The organism is Agromyces aurantiacus, assembly GCF_016907355.1.
Classification (GTDB): Bacteria; Actinomycetota; Actinomycetes; order Actinomycetales; family Microbacteriaceae; genus Agromyces; species Agromyces aurantiacus.
Genome location: NZ_JAFBBW010000001.1, coordinates 2,933,132 through 2,951,372 on the forward strand (window position 1 = coordinate 2,933,132; position 18,241 = coordinate 2,951,372).

The following is an 18,241-nucleotide window of genomic DNA, read 5'->3' on the forward strand; positions in this document are numbered from 1 at the left end:
TGTGCTGTGGACACTCTCGGCCTCATTCGGGGTCGGGGCGGGGTCGGATTCCCATCCTAGGGTCGCCAGACTTGGAAACGGCTGCGGGCCTCCGCGCCGATCCGAGGCGCCGCACCGCGCGCGCCGACGGCCGCCGTCAGCCCTCGCAGCGGGCGAACGAGGAGAGGTCGCCGCCCTCGCCGATCGCCTCGACGACGCTCCGCGCGTCGTCGAGCGTCGACACCGCGAACACCTCGAGACCGTCGGGCACGTGTCCGACGACCTCGTCGCAGTTCGCCTCGGGCGCGAGGAACCAGTCGGCGCCCTCGCCCTCGGCACCCCAGAGCTTCTGCCGGATGCCGCCGATCGGCCCGACCGAGCCGTCGGAGTCGATCGTGCCCGTGCCCGCGACGTTCTCGCCGCCGTTCATCGCGCCCGGGGTCAGCTTGTCGACGATGCCGAGCGCGAACATCATGCCCGCGCTCGGGCCGCCGACGTCGTCGAGGCGGATCTCGACGTCGATCGGGAACTCGTAGTGCATGCGCACGCCGACGCCGAGCACGGCCTGCCCCTCGATCGCCTCGGGCGTCGCCTCGAGCTGCACGGTCTCGCCGTCGCGCCGCACGGCGAGCTGCGCGGGCGTGTCGGTGCCGTGCTCGCGCAGCGCGTCGCGCAGCTCGTCGACCGAGTGGACCTCGGTGCCGTCGACCCCGAGGATGACGTCGCCCTCCTCGAGCACGCCCTCGGCCGGCGCGCCCTCGGCCACCGACTGCACGACGACGTCGCGCGGGAAGTCGTATCCGAGCTCGACGAGCGCCGCCGCGATCGCATCCTGCTGCGAGTCGACCATCTGCGCGGTGTTCTGCGCGTCGCGGTCCTCCTCGCTGAGGCCGGGCGGGAACAGCGTCTCGACGGGCACCACCGCCCGGCGCGGGTCGAACCACGCGGCCGCGACGTCGAGCCAGCCGGGCGTGGCCCCGGGCCGGCCGACCGCCGAGACGGTCAGCAGGTCGAGCGTGCCCTCGGTCGGGAAGGTCTCCTCGTCGGGGATCGTGATGAGGGGCACGTCCTCGCCGTCGACCTCGGTCGTGCCGAGCGTGTCGAACACCGGGCCGGGCTGCTGGATCACGTACGGCGAGGGCAGCAGCGCGAAGACGAGGCCGATGACGACCGCGATCGCGACCGCGGTCCACCCGATGCGCTCGCGACGGGAACGGCGCCCCGGAACCGGGCCGGCGGATCCGAGGCCCCCCGACGCGTCATCCGTCTCGGGCCCGAACAGCGACATGCCCCGACATCCTTCCCGGGCACCGCATGGCGGACCCCCACCCGGGGCCGGCGCTGTTCGCGACGGGCGGACACCCGGAAGGTCAGCCTAGGCCATTTCCCGGGAAGGAACCGGGGCCGCGGCGGTACCGTGGAATGCCGAGCGAGGGAGGTGGCCCGAGTGGCCGAAGGCGACGAGGAACGCGACCGGAACCCGGAGGACGAGTTCCGCGACATGCTCCGCGAGCTCCTGTCCGGATCGGGCGGGATCGACGCGTCGAAGCTCGCGAGCGCGGCCGGGCTGCCGAACGACCCCGCGAGCCTCGCCGCCATCTTCAGCCAGCTCCAGCAGGCCATGCAGCGCTCCGAGGAGGAGGGCATCGACTGGTCGCTCGCCCTGCGGCAGGCCGAGCAGCGCGCGTCGGCCGGCCAGCGCCAGGTCGATCCCGCCGAGGCCGAGCGGCTCGACGCGGCCTTCGACCTCGCGGCGCTCTGGCTCGACGAGGTCGTGGATGTCACCTCGCTCCCGGGTACGCCCGAACTGATGACCCGCCGGTCGTGGGCGGCGGCGACCATGCCGATCTGGTCGCAGCTGGCCGAGCCCGTGGCGCTCAGCATCGCCGACTCGCTCACGCGCGTGATGAGCCAGCAGGCCCCCGAGGAACTCCGCTCGATGGTGCAGGGCGCGAGCCGGATGATGCGGGGCATCGGCGGCGCGATGTTCGCCATGCAGCTCGGACAGGTCGTGGGCCAGCTCGCCACCGAGGTGGTCTCGGGCGGCGACGTGGGCATCCCCCTCCTGGAGGACGGGCGGGCCGCGCTGCTGCCGCAGAACGTCGCCGAGTTCGGCGAGGGCCTCGACCTCCCCGGCGACCAGATCGAGCTCTACCTCGCGGTGCGCGAACTCGCGCACGCCCGGCTCTTCCGCCACGCGCGCTGGTTGCGGCTGCACTTCATCACGGCCATCACCGCGTTCGCCCGGGGCATCGACGTCGACGTCGAACGGCTCGAGGAGCTCGCCGAGGGCTTCGACCCGTCGAATACCGACGAGCTCCGCGACGCCGTCGCGAACGGCGCGCTGCTCCGGCCCAAGAGCGCCGAGCAGGAGGCCGCGCTGGGCCGGCTCGAGACGATGCTCGCGCTCGTCGAGGGCTGGGTCGACGTGGTGACCGCGGATGCCACGTCGCGGCTGCCGAAGTCCGACGCCGTCGCCGAGACGATCCGGCGCCGGCGCGCGACCGGCGGCCCCGCCGAGTCGGCCCTGGCCACGCTCGTCGGCCTGGAACTGCGCCCCCGGCGCCTGCGCGACGCCGCGGCGATGTGGCGGGCCGTCACCGACGCCGTCGGCGTCGCGGCGCGCGACGCGCTGTGGGCGCACCCCGACCTGCTGCCGACCGCCGCCGACCTCGACGATCCCGCGCCGCTCGCGGCACGCCTGAAGGCGGGCGGCCAGGCGGCCGGCGAGGCCGATGCCGAGTTCGACGAGGCGCTCGAGGCGCTGCTGCGCGGCGAGACGCCGGGCGCGGCGCCGAGCGATGGCTCCGAGGAGGAGCCGGACGCCGGGTCGGGCGACGAACACGGCGGCGACGAGCCGGGCGAGACCCCGGGCGAGGAGCCGGGCCGGGGCTGACTCCGCTCCCCCGCCTGTGGACGGGGACCGACGCGGTCGCGCGCGCTGCGGCATGCTTCCCGCATGACGCCGCGCCTGGACCCCTCCCTCCCACTCGTCTGGCGTTCGCCCTGCGAGCTGCAGCTCGGCGGCGCGAACGCGGTCGCGGTGCTCCGCCAACCCGGCCCCGCCGAGCTCGGCCTGCTGCGCGCGCTCGCGGCCGGCGCGTCGCGCTCGACGCTGCGCACGATCGGCACGGCGCTCGGCGCGACCGAGGCCGAGGTCGACGCCCTGATCGACACCCTCCGACCCGCGTTCGCGCCCGACGGCCTCCCCGACGGGCACGGCCCGGCGTCCCGGCCGGCGGTCGTGGCCGTCGACGGCGGCGCAGAGCGGGTCGCGGCGCTCGGCGCGCTCCTCGTGCGCCTCGGGCATCACCCCGTCGACGCCGCGATCGCACCCCGCGACGTCGACGCGGCGGTCCTCATCGGCGAGCGCGTGATCCCGCCCGGCGCGCACCTCCCGTGGCTCTCGGCCGACGTGCCGCACCTCGCGATCGTGTTCGACGAGCGCGGCGCCGAGGTGGGACCGTTCGTGCGTCCCGGTTCGGGACCGTGCCTGCGGTGCGTGCACCTGGAACGGCGCGACGCGGATGCCGCGTGGCCGGCCATCGCAGCACAGCTGGCCGCGACGGCACCCCCGCCACGCGCGGCCCGCGCCGAGCACGCGGCGCTCGGGCTCGCGGCATCCGTCGTCGACGACCTCGTGCGCACCGGGCGCACGCGGCTGGACGCCGCCTCGATCCTGCTCAGCGACGCGGGCGACCCGCCCCCACCGGAGTGCCGGCCGCACGCACCGCATCCGGAGTGCGGATGTCGAGCTCTCGGAGGAACCGCGACGGCTCCCGTTCGCCTCGATGCGCGGCGGCCCGCGCCGCCCAGCTCAGGGTCAGCCGACGCCGTGCCCGCGTGAGTCCGACGTAGAGCAGGCGGCGCTCCTCGTCGATGCCCTCGAGCCCGGTCGCGTACGCGATCGGCAGCATCCCCTCGGTGAGGCCGACGAGATGCACCTCGTCCCACTCGAGGCCCTTCGCGGAGTGGAGCGTCGCGAGCGTCACGGCCTGGATCGCGGGCTCGTGGTGGGCCTCGGCACGCGCGCGCAGGTCGTCGGCGAACGCGCGCAGCGTCGTGCCCGGCGGCAGGTCGTCGACCAGGCGTGCGATCGCGTTCAGCGACTCCCAGCGGTCCCGCACCGCACCGGGGCCGGGCGGCGGCTCGACCGACCAGTCGAGCGAGCGCAGCACGTCGCTCACCGCCTTGAAGACGGGCTCATCGGTCGCCGCGAGCGCCTGCGCGCGGATCGCGTGCACCGCCTGGCGCACCTCGGGCTGGTCGAAGAACCGCCGCGCGCCGCGCACGCGCGTGGGCACCCCCGCCTCGCCGAGCGCCTGCTCGAGCAGCGCCGACTGGGAGTTCACGCGCAGCAGCACCGCGATCGACTCCGGCGGGACGCCCGCGTCGAGGCGCGCCCGGATCCGGGTCGCGACGCCGCGCGCCTCGGCGAGCTCGTCGGGGTAGGCGATGACCTCGGGTGCGGGTCCGTGCGGCGCCGCACCACGGCCGCTGACCGACCCGGCAGGCGATCCCGCGCCATCCGCCACCGCCGGGTCGCCGCCGTCGGGCGGCGACGCGACCAGCCGAAGGGCACCCGGCCGTCCGCGCATGAGCCGATTGGCGACGTCGACGATCTCGGGCGTCGATCGGTAGTTGCGCTCGAGCCGCACGAGCGTGGCCTCGGGGTAGCGCCGTTCGAAGCCGAGCAGGTACTCGGCCGACGCCCCCGCGAACGAGTAGATGGTCTGGCTCGCATCGCCGACCACGCAGAGCTCGTCGCGGCCGCCGAGCCACAGGTCGAGCAGCTGCTGCTGCGCCGGCGAGACGTCCTGGTACTCGTCGACGACGAAGTGCCGATACCCCTCGCGCACCTGCATGGCCACGGCGGGCTCGGTCTCGATCATGCCCGCAGTCGCGAGCAGCACGTCCTCGAAGTCGATCATGCGCCGCTCGTCCTTGAGCGTCTCGTACGCCTCGACCAGCGCGATGAGCTGCTCGCCGTCGAGTGTGCCGGGCGCGCCGCGACCCGCGACCCGCACCCGGTACTCCTCCATCGACAGCCCCGTGACCTTGCGGAACTCGATCTCGGCGGCGACATCCCGCAACGTGGCGGTGTCGACGCGGAGCCGGCACCGCTCGACGGCGAGGCCCAGCAGTCGGCCCTTGAACTCGAGCACGCGCGGCGCGGGCCCGCCGACGACGATCGGCCAGAAGTGGTTGAGCTGGGCGAGCGCGGCCGCGTGGAAGGTGCGCGCCTGCACCGTGCCGGCCCCGAGCGCACGCAGTCGCGCGCGCAGCTCGGCGGCGGCGCGCGCGGTGAACGTGAGCGCCATGACGCGCGCCGGATCGTAGGCGCCCGATGCGACGCCGTACGCGATGCGGTGCGTGATGGCCCGCGTCTTGCCCGTGCCCGCACCGGCGAGCACGCGGACCGGCCCGTTCAGCGCCTCGGCCGCGATGCGCTGTTCGTCGTCGAGCGCGGCGAGCAGCGGATCGGCCACCGTCATGAGGTCGACCACGGGAGCGACGAGTCCAGCGGACCGCCGTACCAGCGCTCGAGCATCCAGCGCGCGATCGACGACCCGCCGGGCAGCGCCACGCGGCCGAGCGCCGCCGTGATCTCGTCGCGGGAGAACCAACGCAGCTCGAGGATCTCCTCGCCGTCGGGCACCGCGACGACCGATGCGCCGTCGGCGACGCGCGCCCGGAAGGCGCACATGAGGCTCGCGGGGAACGGCCACGGCTGCGATCCCAGGTACTCCACGCGGTCGACCGCGAGCCCCGTCTCCTCGGCGATCTCGCGCACGACCGCGGCCTCGAGCGACTCGCCGGGCTCGACGAAGCCCGCGAGCACCGAGAAGCGGTCCTGCTGCCACATCGCATTCGAGCCGAGCAGCACCCGGTCATGGTCGTCGGTGACGATCACGATCACGGCGGGATCGGTGCGCGGGAAGCGCTGGCGATCCTCGGCGAGGCAGCGCCGCGCCCATCCCGACGTGACGACCTCGGTCGCGCTGCCGCAGTTCGCGCAGAACGCATGGGTCGCATGCCAGTTCGCAAGCCCGACCGCCTCGATCGCGAGGCCCGCATCGCGGTCGTCGAGCTCGGTCGCGAGGGCGCGCAGCCCGGCCCAGCGCTCGTGGTCGGCGAGCCCGGCCGCGGCGGCGTCGTCGAGCACCCACGCCTCGATCGGGCTCCCCGGTGGCAGCGGCCGCCCTGCGCCGTCCGTGCCGGCGTCGAGCGTGCGGCCGAGGTACGCGCGGAGCGCGGGCGCGGGCAGGGTCGACGGATGGCGCAGCCCGAGCCGTCTCGAGTCGTCGCCGTCGCCGTCGCCGTCGCCGAGGAGCACGCGACCGTCGCGCACGACGAGCACGCGCGCGCGCTCGTCGGCGTCGAACGCCTCCTGCCGGCCGGGCAGCGTGCGGCTCGCGGCATCGCGGTCGAGGTGCTCGCGAGCGAGCGGCGGTGCATCCGGCCCCTGCAGCGCGTCGGAATCGAGCACGGTGCCCCTCTCGTGTGCGGCCGGAGTCGTCGGGAAGGCGTGGCGGTCGCCGGGCAGGCGCGAACACCTGCTTAGGCTGTGTGCCATGGCCAGACCCCCACTCACTCTAGCCGCGTTGGCCACGGCCGCGGTGGCGGGACTCGAGGTGCGGGCGGCCCGGGCGCACACCCGCGGCGCGGGCGGGGCGTTCGACGCCGTCGAGCTCCACGCCGTCGACGGACGTCGCCTCCTCATCCGCGCGCCGCGCTCGCAGAACGCCGAGTCGGAGCAGTCCGCCGACCTCGTGGCCCTGCGCGCGCTGACGCCCGGCATCCGTTCCCGGCTGCCCTTCGCGGTGCCCCAGTACGTGGGGCAGGCGCCGATCGGCCCGACCCGCGCGATCGTGACCGAGTTCATCCCCGGTGCGATGCGGTCGGCCGACGAGCTGACCGCCAACCCGCCGCTCGCCGCCGAGATCGGCCGCGCGATCGCCGCGATCCACGCCCTCCCGGCCGGGTTCGTCGGCGAGGCCGGCCTGCCCCGCCACACCGCCGCCGAGGCGCGGGAGTCGGTGGTCGCCGTGATCGACCGGGCGGCCGACACCGGCCGCCTGCCGGCCGCACTCGTGCGCCGCTGGGAGGAGGCCACCGACGACGAGACGCTGTGGCGGTTCGCGCCGACCGTCGTGAACGGCCAGCTCGGCGCCGAGTCGTTCCTCATCGAGGGCGACCGCGTCTCGGGCGTCGTGGGCTGGTCGGGGCTCGCCGTCGATGATCCCGCGCGCGACCTGCACTGGCTGCTCACCTCGACCGGGGCCGCCGCCGAGGAGGCGCTCGCGGCCTACGTGACCGCACGCTCGGGCGGAGCGGACGCCGAGCTCGCGCGCCGTGCGCTCCTGCATGCCGAGCTCGAGCTCGCGCGCTGGCTCCTGCACGGCGTCGACACGCGCGACGACGCGGTCGTCGAGGATGCGGTCGGGCTGCTCGACGGCTTGGTCGCGAGCGTGCACGACCTCTCGTCGGAGCCGCTCACGAGCGACACGGGGCCGATCCTCGCCGTCGACGAGGTCGAGCGCCTGCTCGACGAGACCCCTCGCGACGTGGTCGGCCGCGAGTCCGGGGCGACCATGCTCACCGACAGCTACGACATCGAGGAGCTGCGACGCCACCTCGACGGTGAGGGGGCTGCCGACCGCGCCGAGCAGCCGGCCGGCTCGCCGCCGCTCGACGCGACCGCGCCCATCCCCCTCGACCTCAGCGACTGGGGCGACGCGAAACCGCCCGCCGAGGGGAACGCGCGCGGCCGGAGCGCCTGACGCTCGAGTGCCTCACGACTCGACGACCGCGTCGCGCACCGCCGTGGGCACGACCGAGCTCCCGAGCTCCGCCGCAGCGGCCACCGCCGCGGCCGACGCCGCGGAGCGCGCGGCGACGCCGGCCCACGCCCGACGGATGGCCGCCTCGTCGTAGAGCCGGTCGGGCCGGAGCACGAGGTCGTCCTCGACGTAGTAGAACACGGCGTCGATCGCCTCGGCGGGCACGTCCGCCCACCGCGCGTACGCGAGGCGGTAGAGCGCCAGCTGCGTCTGGCGCAGCTCGAGCTCGCGCTCGTCCCGCGGCGCCGCACCGGTCTTCCAGTCGACCACCTGGTAGCGGATGCCGCGCCGCCCCGGCTCGGACCCGGGGTCGACCTCGTACACCGCGTCGAGCTTGCACACGAACACGTGCTCGTCGAGTGGCAGGTGCAGTTCGAGCTCGACCGCGACCGGCCGCCGGTCGGCCCATTCGGAGGCGGCGAACGTGGCACGCAGCCGTTCGAGGCGCGACTCGACCGGATCGTCGACGAGGTCGTCGGCGGACTCGGCATCGAGGCCGAAGTCGAGGTCGAGGGCGTCGAGATCGTCGGCGCCGCCCGCGACCGGCGCGGGGCCGCCGGCGCCGGCCGGGCCGCCGATGGAGCGCTGCTCGACCCAGGCGTGGAAGAGCGTGCCGATGCGCGTCGCGCGATACGGCCGCTGCGGCATCGGGCGCGAGAGCTCGGCGGCCACGGCGTCGGGGTCGTCGACGTAGTCCTTGAACCGCGACGCCGGCACACGGGTGGGCACCGCCGCGCCCGTGCGCCCGGCGGCACGCCGGCGACGCTCCTCGAGCAGCATCCGGATCTCGTCGGCGAGCACCGGCCCGATGCCGGCGCCGCTCGGCCCCGCGGCGGCCTCGCGCACCGCGTCGGCCGCGCGGATGATCGCGGGGCGCCGCACGCCGAGCGGGTCGAGCGGCCAGCTCACGCGCGAGGCCTCGGCCGTGCGCGGGTTCTCGGGCTCCTCGGGTGCGGCCGGCAGTGCGGCCGGATCGGCCACGCCCACCAGGACGAGCTCGCGCAGGAACGTGCTCGGCGGCCGCGGCGACTTCTGCGTCGCCCACCACGACCCGGTGAGCAGGAGCTCGGCCCGGGCGCGGGTGACGCCCACGTACGCCAGTCGCCGCTCCTCCTCGGCGTGCCGTTCGCGGTTCTCGGCCGCGTAGGCGCGCACGGACTCGTCGAACTCGGCCTGGCTCTGCACGCCGCGCCAGGCGAGCTCGGGGATCTCGTCGCGGTCGCCGCGGAACTCGTCGGGCAGCATGCCGAACGCGAGCCAGCCCTTGCCGCTGCGCGGCTTCGAGGGCAGCTCGTCCTCGACCAGGCGCGGGATCGCGACGAGATCCCACTCGAGGCCCTTCGAGCCGTGGATCGAGAGGACCTGCACGGCGCCGGGTTCGGGGTCGTCCTGTCGGGGGCTCAGCCGGTCGCGCTGCTCGGCCTCGGTCAGCCAGCCGAGGAAGGCGCCCAGCGTGGCGTGCTCGGCCGTGTCGACGAAGCCCGCGACGAGATCGTCGAACGTCTCGAGGCTCGCCGCGCCGAGCGGCTGCGCCGGGTTGGCGGCGACCTCGATGTCGAGCAGGAGCTCCTGCTGCACGAGCGTCACGAAGTCGACGAGCCCGAGCCCGGCGCGGCGCCGCAGCGACTGCAGCTGCGCGCCCGCGCGACGCAGCCGGGCGAGGCCCTCGGACGTGAACCCCGCGAGCGCCCGGTGCTCGTCGGGCGCCGTGAGCACGAAGTCGAGCGCGTCGACGATCGACGGAGACTCGTCGGGCGCGATCGACCCGCGGATGCCCTGGCGCACCTCGTCGGCGAGGCGGCGCGTCGCGAGGTCGCGCTCGGCGAGCCATCGGGCGAGCGCGCCGAGCGCGGCGAGGTCGGCCGTGCCGACACGCCATCGCGCGCCCCCGAGCAGGCGCAGCAGCTCGGAGCCGGCGGTGGGGTCGTGCACCACGCGGAGCGCGCAGACCAGGTCGGCGATGACGGGCTGGTCGAGGAGCCCCGCCACGCCGAGCACGTGCACCGGCACGCCGCGCTCGCGCAGGGCTGCGGCGAAGAGGTCGACATGGGTGAAGGTGCGGCACAGCAGCGCGCCCGTCCGCCCGCCGGGCCGCATGCGCTCGGCGAACCAGGAGGCGACCGCGGCGGCCTCGGCGTCGATCGTCTCGTGCCAGGAGATCTCGAGCCGGCCCGGCCCGGCGAACGGCGACGGCCGCAACGGCGACTTGGCGATGCCCGCGTCGAGCGGCGCGATGAGGGCGTTCGCCGCCTCGAGCACGATGACGGGGTTGCGCCAGCTCGTCGAGAGGTCGTAGGCCTGCGCCGAGCCCGAGGGCGCGAAGTCGGACGCGAACCGGGCGAGGTTCGCCGCGCTCGCGCCGCGCCATCCGTAGATCGACTGGTCGGGGTCGCCGACCGCCATCACCGGATGGCCCCGGAACAGCGTCGCGAGCAGGCGCGTCTGCACGACGCTCGTGTCCTGGTACTCGTCGAGGAGCACGGTCGCGTACCGCTCGCGGTGCGCCTCGGCCACCTCGGGATGCGCCGTGCAGATCTGCAGCGCGAGGGCGACCTGGTCGGAAAACTCGACCACGCCTCGGCGCTGCTTGGCCGCGGCGTATGCGTCGGCGAGATCGAGCAGCGGCGGCAGCGCGTCGACGACGCCGAGGGCCGAGACGAAGCTCTCGAACGGCGTGCGCTTGCGGGGCGCCTCGATCGGCAGGTCGGCCATCGCGAGGAACTCGCGGGCGAACGCGCGGACGTCGCCGCTGTCGGTCACGTTCTCGGCGAGCGCGCGGCTGAGGCTCAGCACCGCGCCGGTGACGCGGTCGAGCGAGGCGTCGAGCTCGACGAGCCGGTCGTCGGCCGATGCGGCGACGATGCTGCGCGCGAGCTGCCATGCCGCGGCCTCGCCGAGGATCGCCGCGTCGGGCTCGCGGCCGATACGCAGCGCGTGCTCGCGGTAGATCGCGCCCGCGAAGGCGTTGTACGTGAAGACGGCGGCGGACTCGAGCGGGTCGAGCCGCACGTCGGCGATGCCCTCGGCGACGAGCTGTGCGACGCGTTCGCGCACGCGCTCGGCGAGCTCGCCGGCGGCCTTGCGCGTGAAGGTGAGGCCGAGCACCTCGGGCACGTCGACCAGCCCGTTGGCGAGCAGCCACACCACTCGGTTGGCCATCGTCTCGGTCTTGCCGCTGCCGGCACCCGCCACGACGATGCTCTGGCCGTGCGGGTCGGCCTCGATCACGGCGCGCTGCTCGGGCGTGGGCTCGTGCAGCCCGAGGCGGCGGGCGATCTCGCCGGCGCCGATCCGCGCGGTGCGGGGCGCGCTCATGCCGAGACCGCCGGAACCAGGTGCACGCGGTACCGCCAGTCGCCGAAGCGCGACCCGTGCGCCAGCTCGACGGGCGACTCGAAGGCCGCGCCGGCCATGATCCGCGCCACCTCGTCGAGCCGCTCGCGGAACGCCGCCTCGGCCTCGTCGTCGAACGGCTGCTGCGCCCGCTCGGTGTAGAGCCGACCGCCGACCGGGCGGGCCACGTACACGAGCTTCGCGCCGCCGAACCGCCCAGCGTTCGGCAGCACGCCCGCGCGCGCAGCGAGCTGGTACGCGGCCAGCTGCGGGTGCGCGGCGGTCTGCGCTGCGGTCGGCGGCGTCCGGCCGGTCTTGAGGTCGACGATCACGGTGGTGCCGTCGGGCGAGGCCTCGACGCGGTCGATCGTGCCGCTGATGCGCACGCGGCCGAGCACGAGCGTGAACCGCCCCTCGGCGCCCAGCACCACGACGCCGTCGTCGGCGGCGTTGCGCAGGTAGTCGGCGGCGCCCTCGGTCATGCGGCGGGCGCCGCGGCGCTCGCGCTCGGCGACCCAGCCCGCGTCGAACCGGAGATCGCGCCAGCGCCGCTCGACCGACGCCCACAGCGTCTCGACGTCGACCTCGCCCTCGCTCGCGGCCGCCTCTTCGACGACCGCATGCACGATGGTGCCGATCGAGGCTGCGAGACCCGATGGAGGCTGCGCGACGTGATCGACGAACCATCCGAGCGGCGATTCCTCGACCCGGTCGATCTGCGACGGCGAGACCGGGACGAGCGCCTCGGGGTCGCCGTCGAGGTCGACGAGCGGCGCGGTCGTGGTCGGCTCGGCCAGCCCGTACCAGTCGTCGGGATGCGCGCCGGGCACGCCCTGCTCGGCCAGGAGTGCGAGGGCGGCCGCGGCCTCGCGGTCGCCGGCCGACGCATCGCGGCGCAGGGCTCCGACGAGCCCCCGCAGGTGCAGCGGCCGCCGCCGGCGCGTCGCGACGCGCGCCGGCGCGAAGCCCATCAGCACCGACGGCTGCTCGTCGTCGGTCGCGGTGCAGGCGAGCACCACCTGGCGCCGCGCCCGAGAGATCGCGAGCGCGAAGAGCCGCAGCTCGTCGGCGCGCACCGCGGCCCTCACCGCCGAGGCGCTCTCGGGCTCGGGCAACGGAGCACCAGCCCGCACGGCGGCCGCCGCGCGACCGAGGGCGCCGGCGTGGAGCAGCGTGCCCCGCGGCCGGAGGTTCGGCCACACGCCGTCCTGCAGGCCCGCGACGACCACGACGTCGAACTCGCGGCCGATGAGCGCCGGCGGCGTGGCGAGCACCACGGCGTCGGCGCCGCGCTCGGGCGCGAGCGAGTCCTCGGGCAGCGCGTTCTGCCGCATCTCGTCGACGAAGCGGCGCGCGGGCGCGCCCGGCTCCCGCTCGACGAAGCGACGCGCGGCGGCGAACAGGGCCACGACGGCGTCGATCGAACGGTTCGCCTCGTCGGCGAGCACGCCGCTGCCGGCGGCCTGCGCCGCCCACTCCGCCTCGAGCCCGCTGTCGTGCCAGAGCAGCCACAGCAGTTCCTCGACGGTGGCCCCGCGTGCCGCCGACCGGCGGGCGGAGTCGAGCAGGGCGGCGAGGCGCCCCGCGCGCCGGCCGGACGGCGCGTCGATCGTGGCGAAGCCGCCCGGCACGCCGAGCGCCTCGACGAGCAGCTCGTCGGCGCTGCGCACCCCGCCCGCCGCGAGCTCCTCGTGGCGCAGCGCGAGCCGCAGGCGCCGGAGCCCGACGCGGTCGAGCCGGCCGAGCGGACCGGTGAGCAGCGCGGTCGCCGACTCGGGCGAGAGCGGCTCGAGGCCGAGCACGCACGACGCGGCCGCGAGCAGCGCCGCCGAACCGGGGGCATCGCGCAGCGCCGTGCGCGCGACGCCGCCCGACACCGGCACGTCGGCCGCGGCGAGCGCGCGCGCGAACGACGGGATCTCGGCACCCGAGCGGAGCACGACCGCCATGGCCGACCACGGCACGCCGTCGAGCAGGTGGCGCTCGCGCAGGAGGGTCGCCACCTGTGCGCCCTCGGCCCCGGGCGAGGACGCCTCGATGCCGACGACCGGCTCGAGCGGGTCGCCGTCGCGCTCGAGCGCCGCCACGTGCACGGCCGCCCGGTGCGTGCCGCCGAGCGCCGTGCCGATGTGGGCGGCGACCTGCGCGAACAGCTCGCGGTGCGCGGCGCGGCCGCGGTGCACGACGGGCAGCTCGACCCGGCGCACGTCGCACCCGCCGAGGGCCGCCGACAGCGACCCGAGCAGGTCGGCGCGGCCTCCGCGGAATCCGTTGCTCGCGACATCCGGATCGCCGAACGCGACGATCTCGACGCCGCGCGCGGCGAACGCCCCGAGCAGTGCCGCGCCGCCCTCGGTCGCCTCCTGCGCGTCGTCGACCACGATGAGCCGCAGCCCCGCGAGGGCGCCCAGCGCGGCCGCATCGCGCGGGTCGTCGAGGCTGCCGCGCACGATCGCGGCGGCGTAGGCGCCGAGCTCGGCCGAGTCGTACTGGGTGGGTCGCAGCTGTTCCTTCACCTCGGCGTACTCGGCGAGGAAGCGCGCCGCGGCGATCCATTCGGGCCGCTCGGCGCGCCGGCCGAGCTCGGCGAGCTCGGCCGGCCCGACGCCCTGCTCGACGGCGCGCATCATCAGGTCGCGCAGCTCGGACCGGAACCCGCGGAGCGCGCGCACGTCGGCGGAGAGCGCCTCGGGCCAGTCGGGACCGCCGCCGTCGAGCGCCTGGGCCTCGAGCAGCTCGCCGATGACCTGGTCGTGCTCGGCGCCCGTGAGGAGCGTGACCGCCCGGCCGGTGCGCGCGCGGACGAGGTCGTACGCCACGGCGTTCGCGGTCCGCGCGAGCGCCCCGCGCGTGGTGAGCCCGAGCCGCACGGCGAGCGCGTCGCGCAGGCTCGCCGCCGTGCGCCGCGTGGCCGCGAGCATGAGCACCGCGGCGGGGTCGAGCCCGCCCGCCACGCGCTCGGCGACCAGCTCGATCGCGAGCCGGGTCTTGCCCGAGCCGGGCGCCCCGAAGACGGCGGCGTGCCCCTCGCCGACGAGGTCGCCGACGGAGCGGACGGGGGGCGCGTCGAGCTGCATGCCGCCCACGGTATCCGTGTCCGCCGACAGTGAACGTGACGGGGCCCGCCGCCCGCGTGTCGTAGTGTGCTGTCAACGACAGAAAGGCGAATCGTGGACCTTCGCATCGGCATCCAGAACTCCCCCCGCGAGCTCGCGTTCGAGACCTCGCAGACGGCGGCGGAGGTCGAGCAGGCCGTCGCCGCGGCACTCTCCGGCCAGGCGCCGGTGCTGCGCCTGACGGACGCGAAGGGCACCGTGTACGTGGTCCCCGCCGCGGCCCTCGCCTATGTCGAGATCGGCACCGAAGAGGCGCGCCGCATCGGGTTCGTCGGCTGATGGAGCTGCTCTTCGTCACGCTCGGCGGCGCGATCCTCGGCCTCGGCGCGCGCTACGCGCTGCCCCGCCGGCACACCTACGGCGTGGTGCTCGTGCCCGCGATCGGCGCGGCCGTGGCCGCCGTCGCGTGGGTCGCGCTCACCTGGCTCGGCCTCGCCTGGGACGGCGGCTGGATCTGGGCGATCTCGCTCGTCGTCGCCGGCCTCGCCGCGGCCGGGACGGCGCTGCTGATCGGGCCGCGCCGCGAGCGCGACGACGCCGACACCTTCGCCCGGCTCGCGAAGTTCGGGCTCGCGCACCGCTGAGTCCGCGCGGTCGCGGGCACGCCCGGGCGACCCGTCGAGCCCGCGGCCTCAGGCCGTGAGCCCCAGCGCGTCCATCCGCCTCGTGTGCGAGGCGATGAGCTCGGTGAACACGGGCTCGACGTCGGCGCCGAGCGCCCCCGTCGACTCCGAGGCGCGCAGCGCCGACCGAGCGACGAGCAGGGTGTCGCCCACGAGGCTCCGACCCCAGAGCGCCAGCCGGTCGGCGAGCGTCGGGTCGGCCGCGATCGCGCGCTCAAGCTCGCGCTCGACGACCTCGGCGATGTCGCGCTCGGCGAGGACGGCCCGCACGCGCGTGCCGAGCTCGGCGGGCATCCCCTCGGCGAGGCGCGAGAAGTAGTCGTCGAGCATGCCCGACGTGATGTGGATGCCGAGCAGCAGCTCGGTCCAGTCGGCCCCGGAGGTCGCCTGCCGGAACCGGTCGGTCGCGGGGGCGAACGGCGCCATGACCTCCGAGGGCTCCTCGCCGAGGCGGCGCAGTTCCGAGATGAGCTCGTGGTGCTTGCGCAGCGCGACGCCGGCGGCGGCGCTCAGGCCCTCCTTCGCGCCGAGGTCGGGCGCGGTCGCGACGGCCTTGGCGAGGCTCTCGAAGAACTCGAGCTGGATGTACGCCGCCTGGCCGAGGAAGGCCACCTGATCGGGCACGACCTCGGTGAAGTCGATGCGCGTGAGCTCGGTCGGCGCCACGCGCGGACGCGTCCGCGGCGCATCGGGCCGCGGCAGGCGGGGCTTCGACCAGTTCACCACGCAGGACAGCATATCCGGGGGCTCCCAGCGCGCTCGGATAGGCTGGTGGGGCACGCGGGCGATGGAACCGCGGCCGTGCGCCTGGGATCGGAACAGGGCGCACCTTCAATTCCGCATCACCGACAGGCAGATCACGTGACCACGTTCACCGAACTCGGCATCGCGCCCGACATCGTCGAGGCCCTCGCCGGGAAGGGCATCCTCGATGCCTTCCCCATCCAGGAGCAGACCATCCCGCTGGCCCTCACCGGCCAGGACATCATCGGCCAGGCCAAGACCGGCACGGGCAAGACCTTCGGGTTCGGCCTGCCGCTCGTCCAGCGCCTCGGCGACGACCCCGAGCCCGGCGTCAAGGCCCTGATCGTGGTGCCGACGCGCGAGCTGTGCGTGCAGGTCACGGAAGACCTCGAGCTCGCGACGTCCAACCGCCCGACGAAGATCGTGTCGATCTACGGCGGCAAGGCGTACGAGGGCCAGATCGAGCAGCTCAAGGCGGGCGCGCAGATCGTCGTCGGCACGCCGGGCCGCCTCCTCGACCTCGCGAGCCAGCGGCTGCTCTCCCTCAAGGCCGTGAGCGAGATGGTGCTCGACGAGGCCGACAAGATGCTCGACCTCGGCTTCCTCGCCGACATCGAGAAGCTGTTCTCGCAGACGCCCGCGACCCGTCACACCATGCTGTTCTCGGCGACCATGCCCGGCCCGATCGTCGCGCTCGCGCGACGTTTCATGTCCAAGCCCATCCACATCCGCGCGAACGACCCCGACGAGGGCCTCACGCAGGCGAACATCAAGCACCTCATCTACCGCGCGCACTCGCTCGACAAGGACGAGGTGATCTCGCGCATCCTCCAGGCCGAGGGGCGCGGCAAGACCGTGATCTTCACGCGCACCAAGCGCGCGGCGGCCAAGCTCGTCGAGGAGCTCAACGACCGGGGCTTCAACGCCGCCGCCGTGCACGGCGATCTCAACCAGGATCAGCGCGAGCGGGCGATGGCCGCGTTCAAGGCCGGCAAGAAGGATGTGCTGATCGCCACGGACGTCGCCGCGCGCGGCATCGACGTCGACGACGTGACGCACGTGATCAACCACACGATCCCCGACGACGAGAAGGCCTACCTGCACCGCGTGGGCCGCACCGGCCGCGCGGGCAAGACCGGCATCGCCGTGACCTTCGTCGACTGGGACGACCTGCACAAGTGGGCGCTGATCAACCGCGCCCTCGAGTTCGGCCAGCCCGAGCCGACCGAGACCTACTCGTCGAGCCCCCACCTGTACACCGACCTCGACATCCCCGAGGGCACGAAGGGGCGCATCAAGCCGGCCGCGGCGGCGCCGCCGACCCGGTCGAGCACCGCGGGCCGTCGCGAGGGCGAGAAGGCGGCGGATGACGCGTCGCGCCCCGCACGTTCGCGCTCGCGTCGCCGGACCCGCTCGGGTGCGCCCGTGGGCGAGGCCGCGGCGTCCGCCGACGGTCCCGAGAGGGCCGGCGCCTCGGACGAGTCGAAGCAGCCCGGCGCGGGCACGCACGACGGCAAGGGTGCGGAGCACCACGACGGCAACGCCGCCCCGCGTCGCCGTCGGCGTCGCCGCGGCCCCCGCACGGGCGGCGCGGCGCCGATCGCGTAGCCTCCCCGGCGCGGCCTACCGCGCGGGCTCGCCTGCGAGCGGCAGCACGGGCCGCGCCCCCGTCGCCTCGGCGACGAGGCGCGCGACCACGTCGGGATCCGTCACGTACTCGCCGATCCGGTTCGCCTTGCCGAGCCCGTGGTAGTCGCTCGACCCCGTGACGGCGAGACCGAGCCTGGCCGCCAGTGCGCGCAGACGCGGCCTGGATGCGGCGGTGTTCTCCGGATGGTCGACCTCGAGGCCGAACAGCCCCGCGTCGACGAAGCGGCGGAGTCGCTCCTCGGTGAGCACCTCCTCGGCGCCGCGCGTACCGGGGTGGGCGAGCACCGGGACGCCGCCGGCGGCGCGGATCAGCCGGATGCCCGTGAGCGGGTCGGGCGCGTAGTGCGGCTGGGCGTAGCCGGCACGCCAGTGGAGGATGCCGGCGAACGCCTCGGAGCGCGTGGCGGCGTGGCCGCGGGCGACGAGCGCGTCGGCGATGTGGGGCCGCCCGATGGTCGAGCCGTCCGTCGTCTGGGCGAGCACGTCGTCCCACGTGAGGTCGTAGTCGGCGGCGATCCGGCGCACGATGCTCTCGGCGCGCGTGAGTCGCGACGCGCGGATCCGCTCGGTCTCCTCGCGGAGCCCCGCGTCGAGCGGGTCGACCAGGTAGCCGAGCACGTGCACGCTCGAGAACTGCACGCGGGTCGAGAGCTCCATCCCGGGGATGAGGATGAGGCCGGCGGCCCGCGCCGCGTCGGAGGCCTCGGCCCATCCCGCGGTCGAGTCGTGGTCGGTGATGGCGAACGCCCGGAGGCCCGCGCGCGCGGCCGCGCCGACGAGCTCTGCGGGGGTGTCCGTGCCGTCGGAGACCGTGGAGTGCGTGTGCAGGTCGGCCGCGACGTGGACGGGGGGTTCGGCCATGCTCCCATCGTAGGCGCGGCGTTCCCCGGCGACTCCCAGCCGACATGCGGCGGACTCGCGCCGTTCGCCGCCGGCGCTCCCCTACGCTGGG

Annotated in this window: 12 protein-coding genes; 5 read left to right on the top strand and 7 right to left on the bottom strand. The window is 75.3% G+C overall.

All coding sequences use genetic code 11. From position 1 onward, the window contains the following. Positions 1-136: 136 nt before the first annotated feature. Positions 137-1,267: a YlbL family protein gene (locus JOD46_RS13855; protein ID WP_204395106.1), complete on the bottom strand. Its 1,131-nt coding sequence runs from the start codon at positions 1,265-1,267 to the stop codon at positions 137-139. A gap of 213 nt (positions 1,268-1,480) precedes the next feature. Here JOD46_RS13855 and JOD46_RS13860 point away from each other — a divergent pair, with 213 nt between their 5' ends. Further along, positions 1,481-2,875 (top strand): zinc-dependent metalloprotease, encoded by a 1,395-nt coding sequence (locus JOD46_RS13860; RefSeq protein ID WP_204396684.1) that lies wholly within the window; start codon positions 1,481-1,483, stop codon positions 2,873-2,875. 787 nt (positions 2,876-3,662) lie between these two features. On the opposite strand, the gene JOD46_RS13865 is transcribed toward JOD46_RS13860, so the two are convergent. Next, positions 3,663-5,474: an ATP-dependent helicase gene (locus JOD46_RS13865; protein ID WP_204396685.1), complete on the bottom strand. Its 1,812-nt coding sequence runs from the start codon at positions 5,472-5,474 to the stop codon at positions 3,663-3,665. Next, positions 5,471-6,469, bottom strand: a complete 999-nt coding sequence (gene nudC, locus JOD46_RS13870; protein ID WP_307835045.1) for an NAD(+) diphosphatase — start codon at positions 6,467-6,469, stop codon at positions 5,471-5,473. Before nudC ends, JOD46_RS13865 begins: the two co-directional genes overlap by 4 nt. A gap of 85 nt (positions 6,470-6,554) precedes the next feature. Between nudC and JOD46_RS13875 the strand changes: the two genes are divergently transcribed. Continuing rightward, entirely contained in the window at positions 6,555-7,763 is a 1,209-nt protein-coding gene (locus JOD46_RS13875) for a phosphotransferase (RefSeq protein ID WP_204395108.1), read from the top strand. A gap of 12 nt (positions 7,764-7,775) precedes the next feature. Here the strand turns inward: JOD46_RS13875 and JOD46_RS13880 are convergent, their stop codons facing one another. Beyond that, positions 7,776-11,138, bottom strand: coding sequence for an ATP-dependent DNA helicase (locus tag JOD46_RS13880; RefSeq protein WP_204395109.1), 3,363 nt, complete (start codon positions 11,136-11,138; stop codon positions 7,776-7,778). Continuing rightward, entirely contained in the window at positions 11,135-14,233 is a 3,099-nt protein-coding gene (locus JOD46_RS13885; RefSeq protein ID WP_204395110.1) for a UrvD/REP family ATP-dependent DNA helicase, read from the bottom strand. Before JOD46_RS13885 ends, JOD46_RS13880 begins: the two co-directional genes overlap by 4 nt. 93 nt (positions 14,234-14,326) lie before the next feature. Here JOD46_RS13885 and JOD46_RS13890 point away from each other — a divergent pair, with 93 nt between their 5' ends. Both JOD46_RS13890 and JOD46_RS13895 read left to right on the top strand, forming a co-directional pair. After that, complete coding sequence (locus tag JOD46_RS13890; RefSeq protein ID WP_204395111.1) at positions 14,327-14,551, top strand: DUF3107 domain-containing protein; 225 nt, start codon at positions 14,327-14,329, stop codon at positions 14,549-14,551. Next, positions 14,551-14,856: a hypothetical protein gene (locus JOD46_RS13895; RefSeq protein ID WP_239562772.1), complete on the top strand. Its 306-nt coding sequence runs from the start codon at positions 14,551-14,553 to the stop codon at positions 14,854-14,856. Before JOD46_RS13890 ends, JOD46_RS13895 begins: the two co-directional genes overlap by 1 nt. A 48-nt stretch (positions 14,857-14,904) precedes the next feature. On the opposite strand, the gene JOD46_RS13900 is transcribed toward JOD46_RS13895, so the two are convergent. After that, complete coding sequence (locus JOD46_RS13900; protein ID WP_307835046.1) at positions 14,905-15,621, bottom strand: ferritin-like fold-containing protein; 717 nt, start codon at positions 15,619-15,621, stop codon at positions 14,905-14,907. Between the two features lie 135 nt (positions 15,622-15,756). On the opposite strand from JOD46_RS13900, the gene JOD46_RS13905 reads away from it, so the two are divergent. Continuing rightward, positions 15,757-17,247 (top strand): DEAD/DEAH box helicase, encoded by a 1,491-nt coding sequence (locus JOD46_RS13905; protein ID WP_204395112.1) that lies wholly within the window; start codon positions 15,757-15,759, stop codon positions 17,245-17,247. A gap of 15 nt (positions 17,248-17,262) precedes the next feature. Here JOD46_RS13905 and JOD46_RS13910 read toward each other — a convergent pair whose 3' ends face one another. Then, positions 17,263-18,150 carry a PHP domain-containing protein gene (locus tag JOD46_RS13910; RefSeq protein WP_204395113.1) on the bottom strand — a complete coding sequence of 296 codons (888 nt, stop codon included), beginning with the start codon at positions 18,148-18,150 and terminating at the stop codon, positions 17,263-17,265. Positions 18,151-18,241 lie beyond the last annotated feature (91 nt).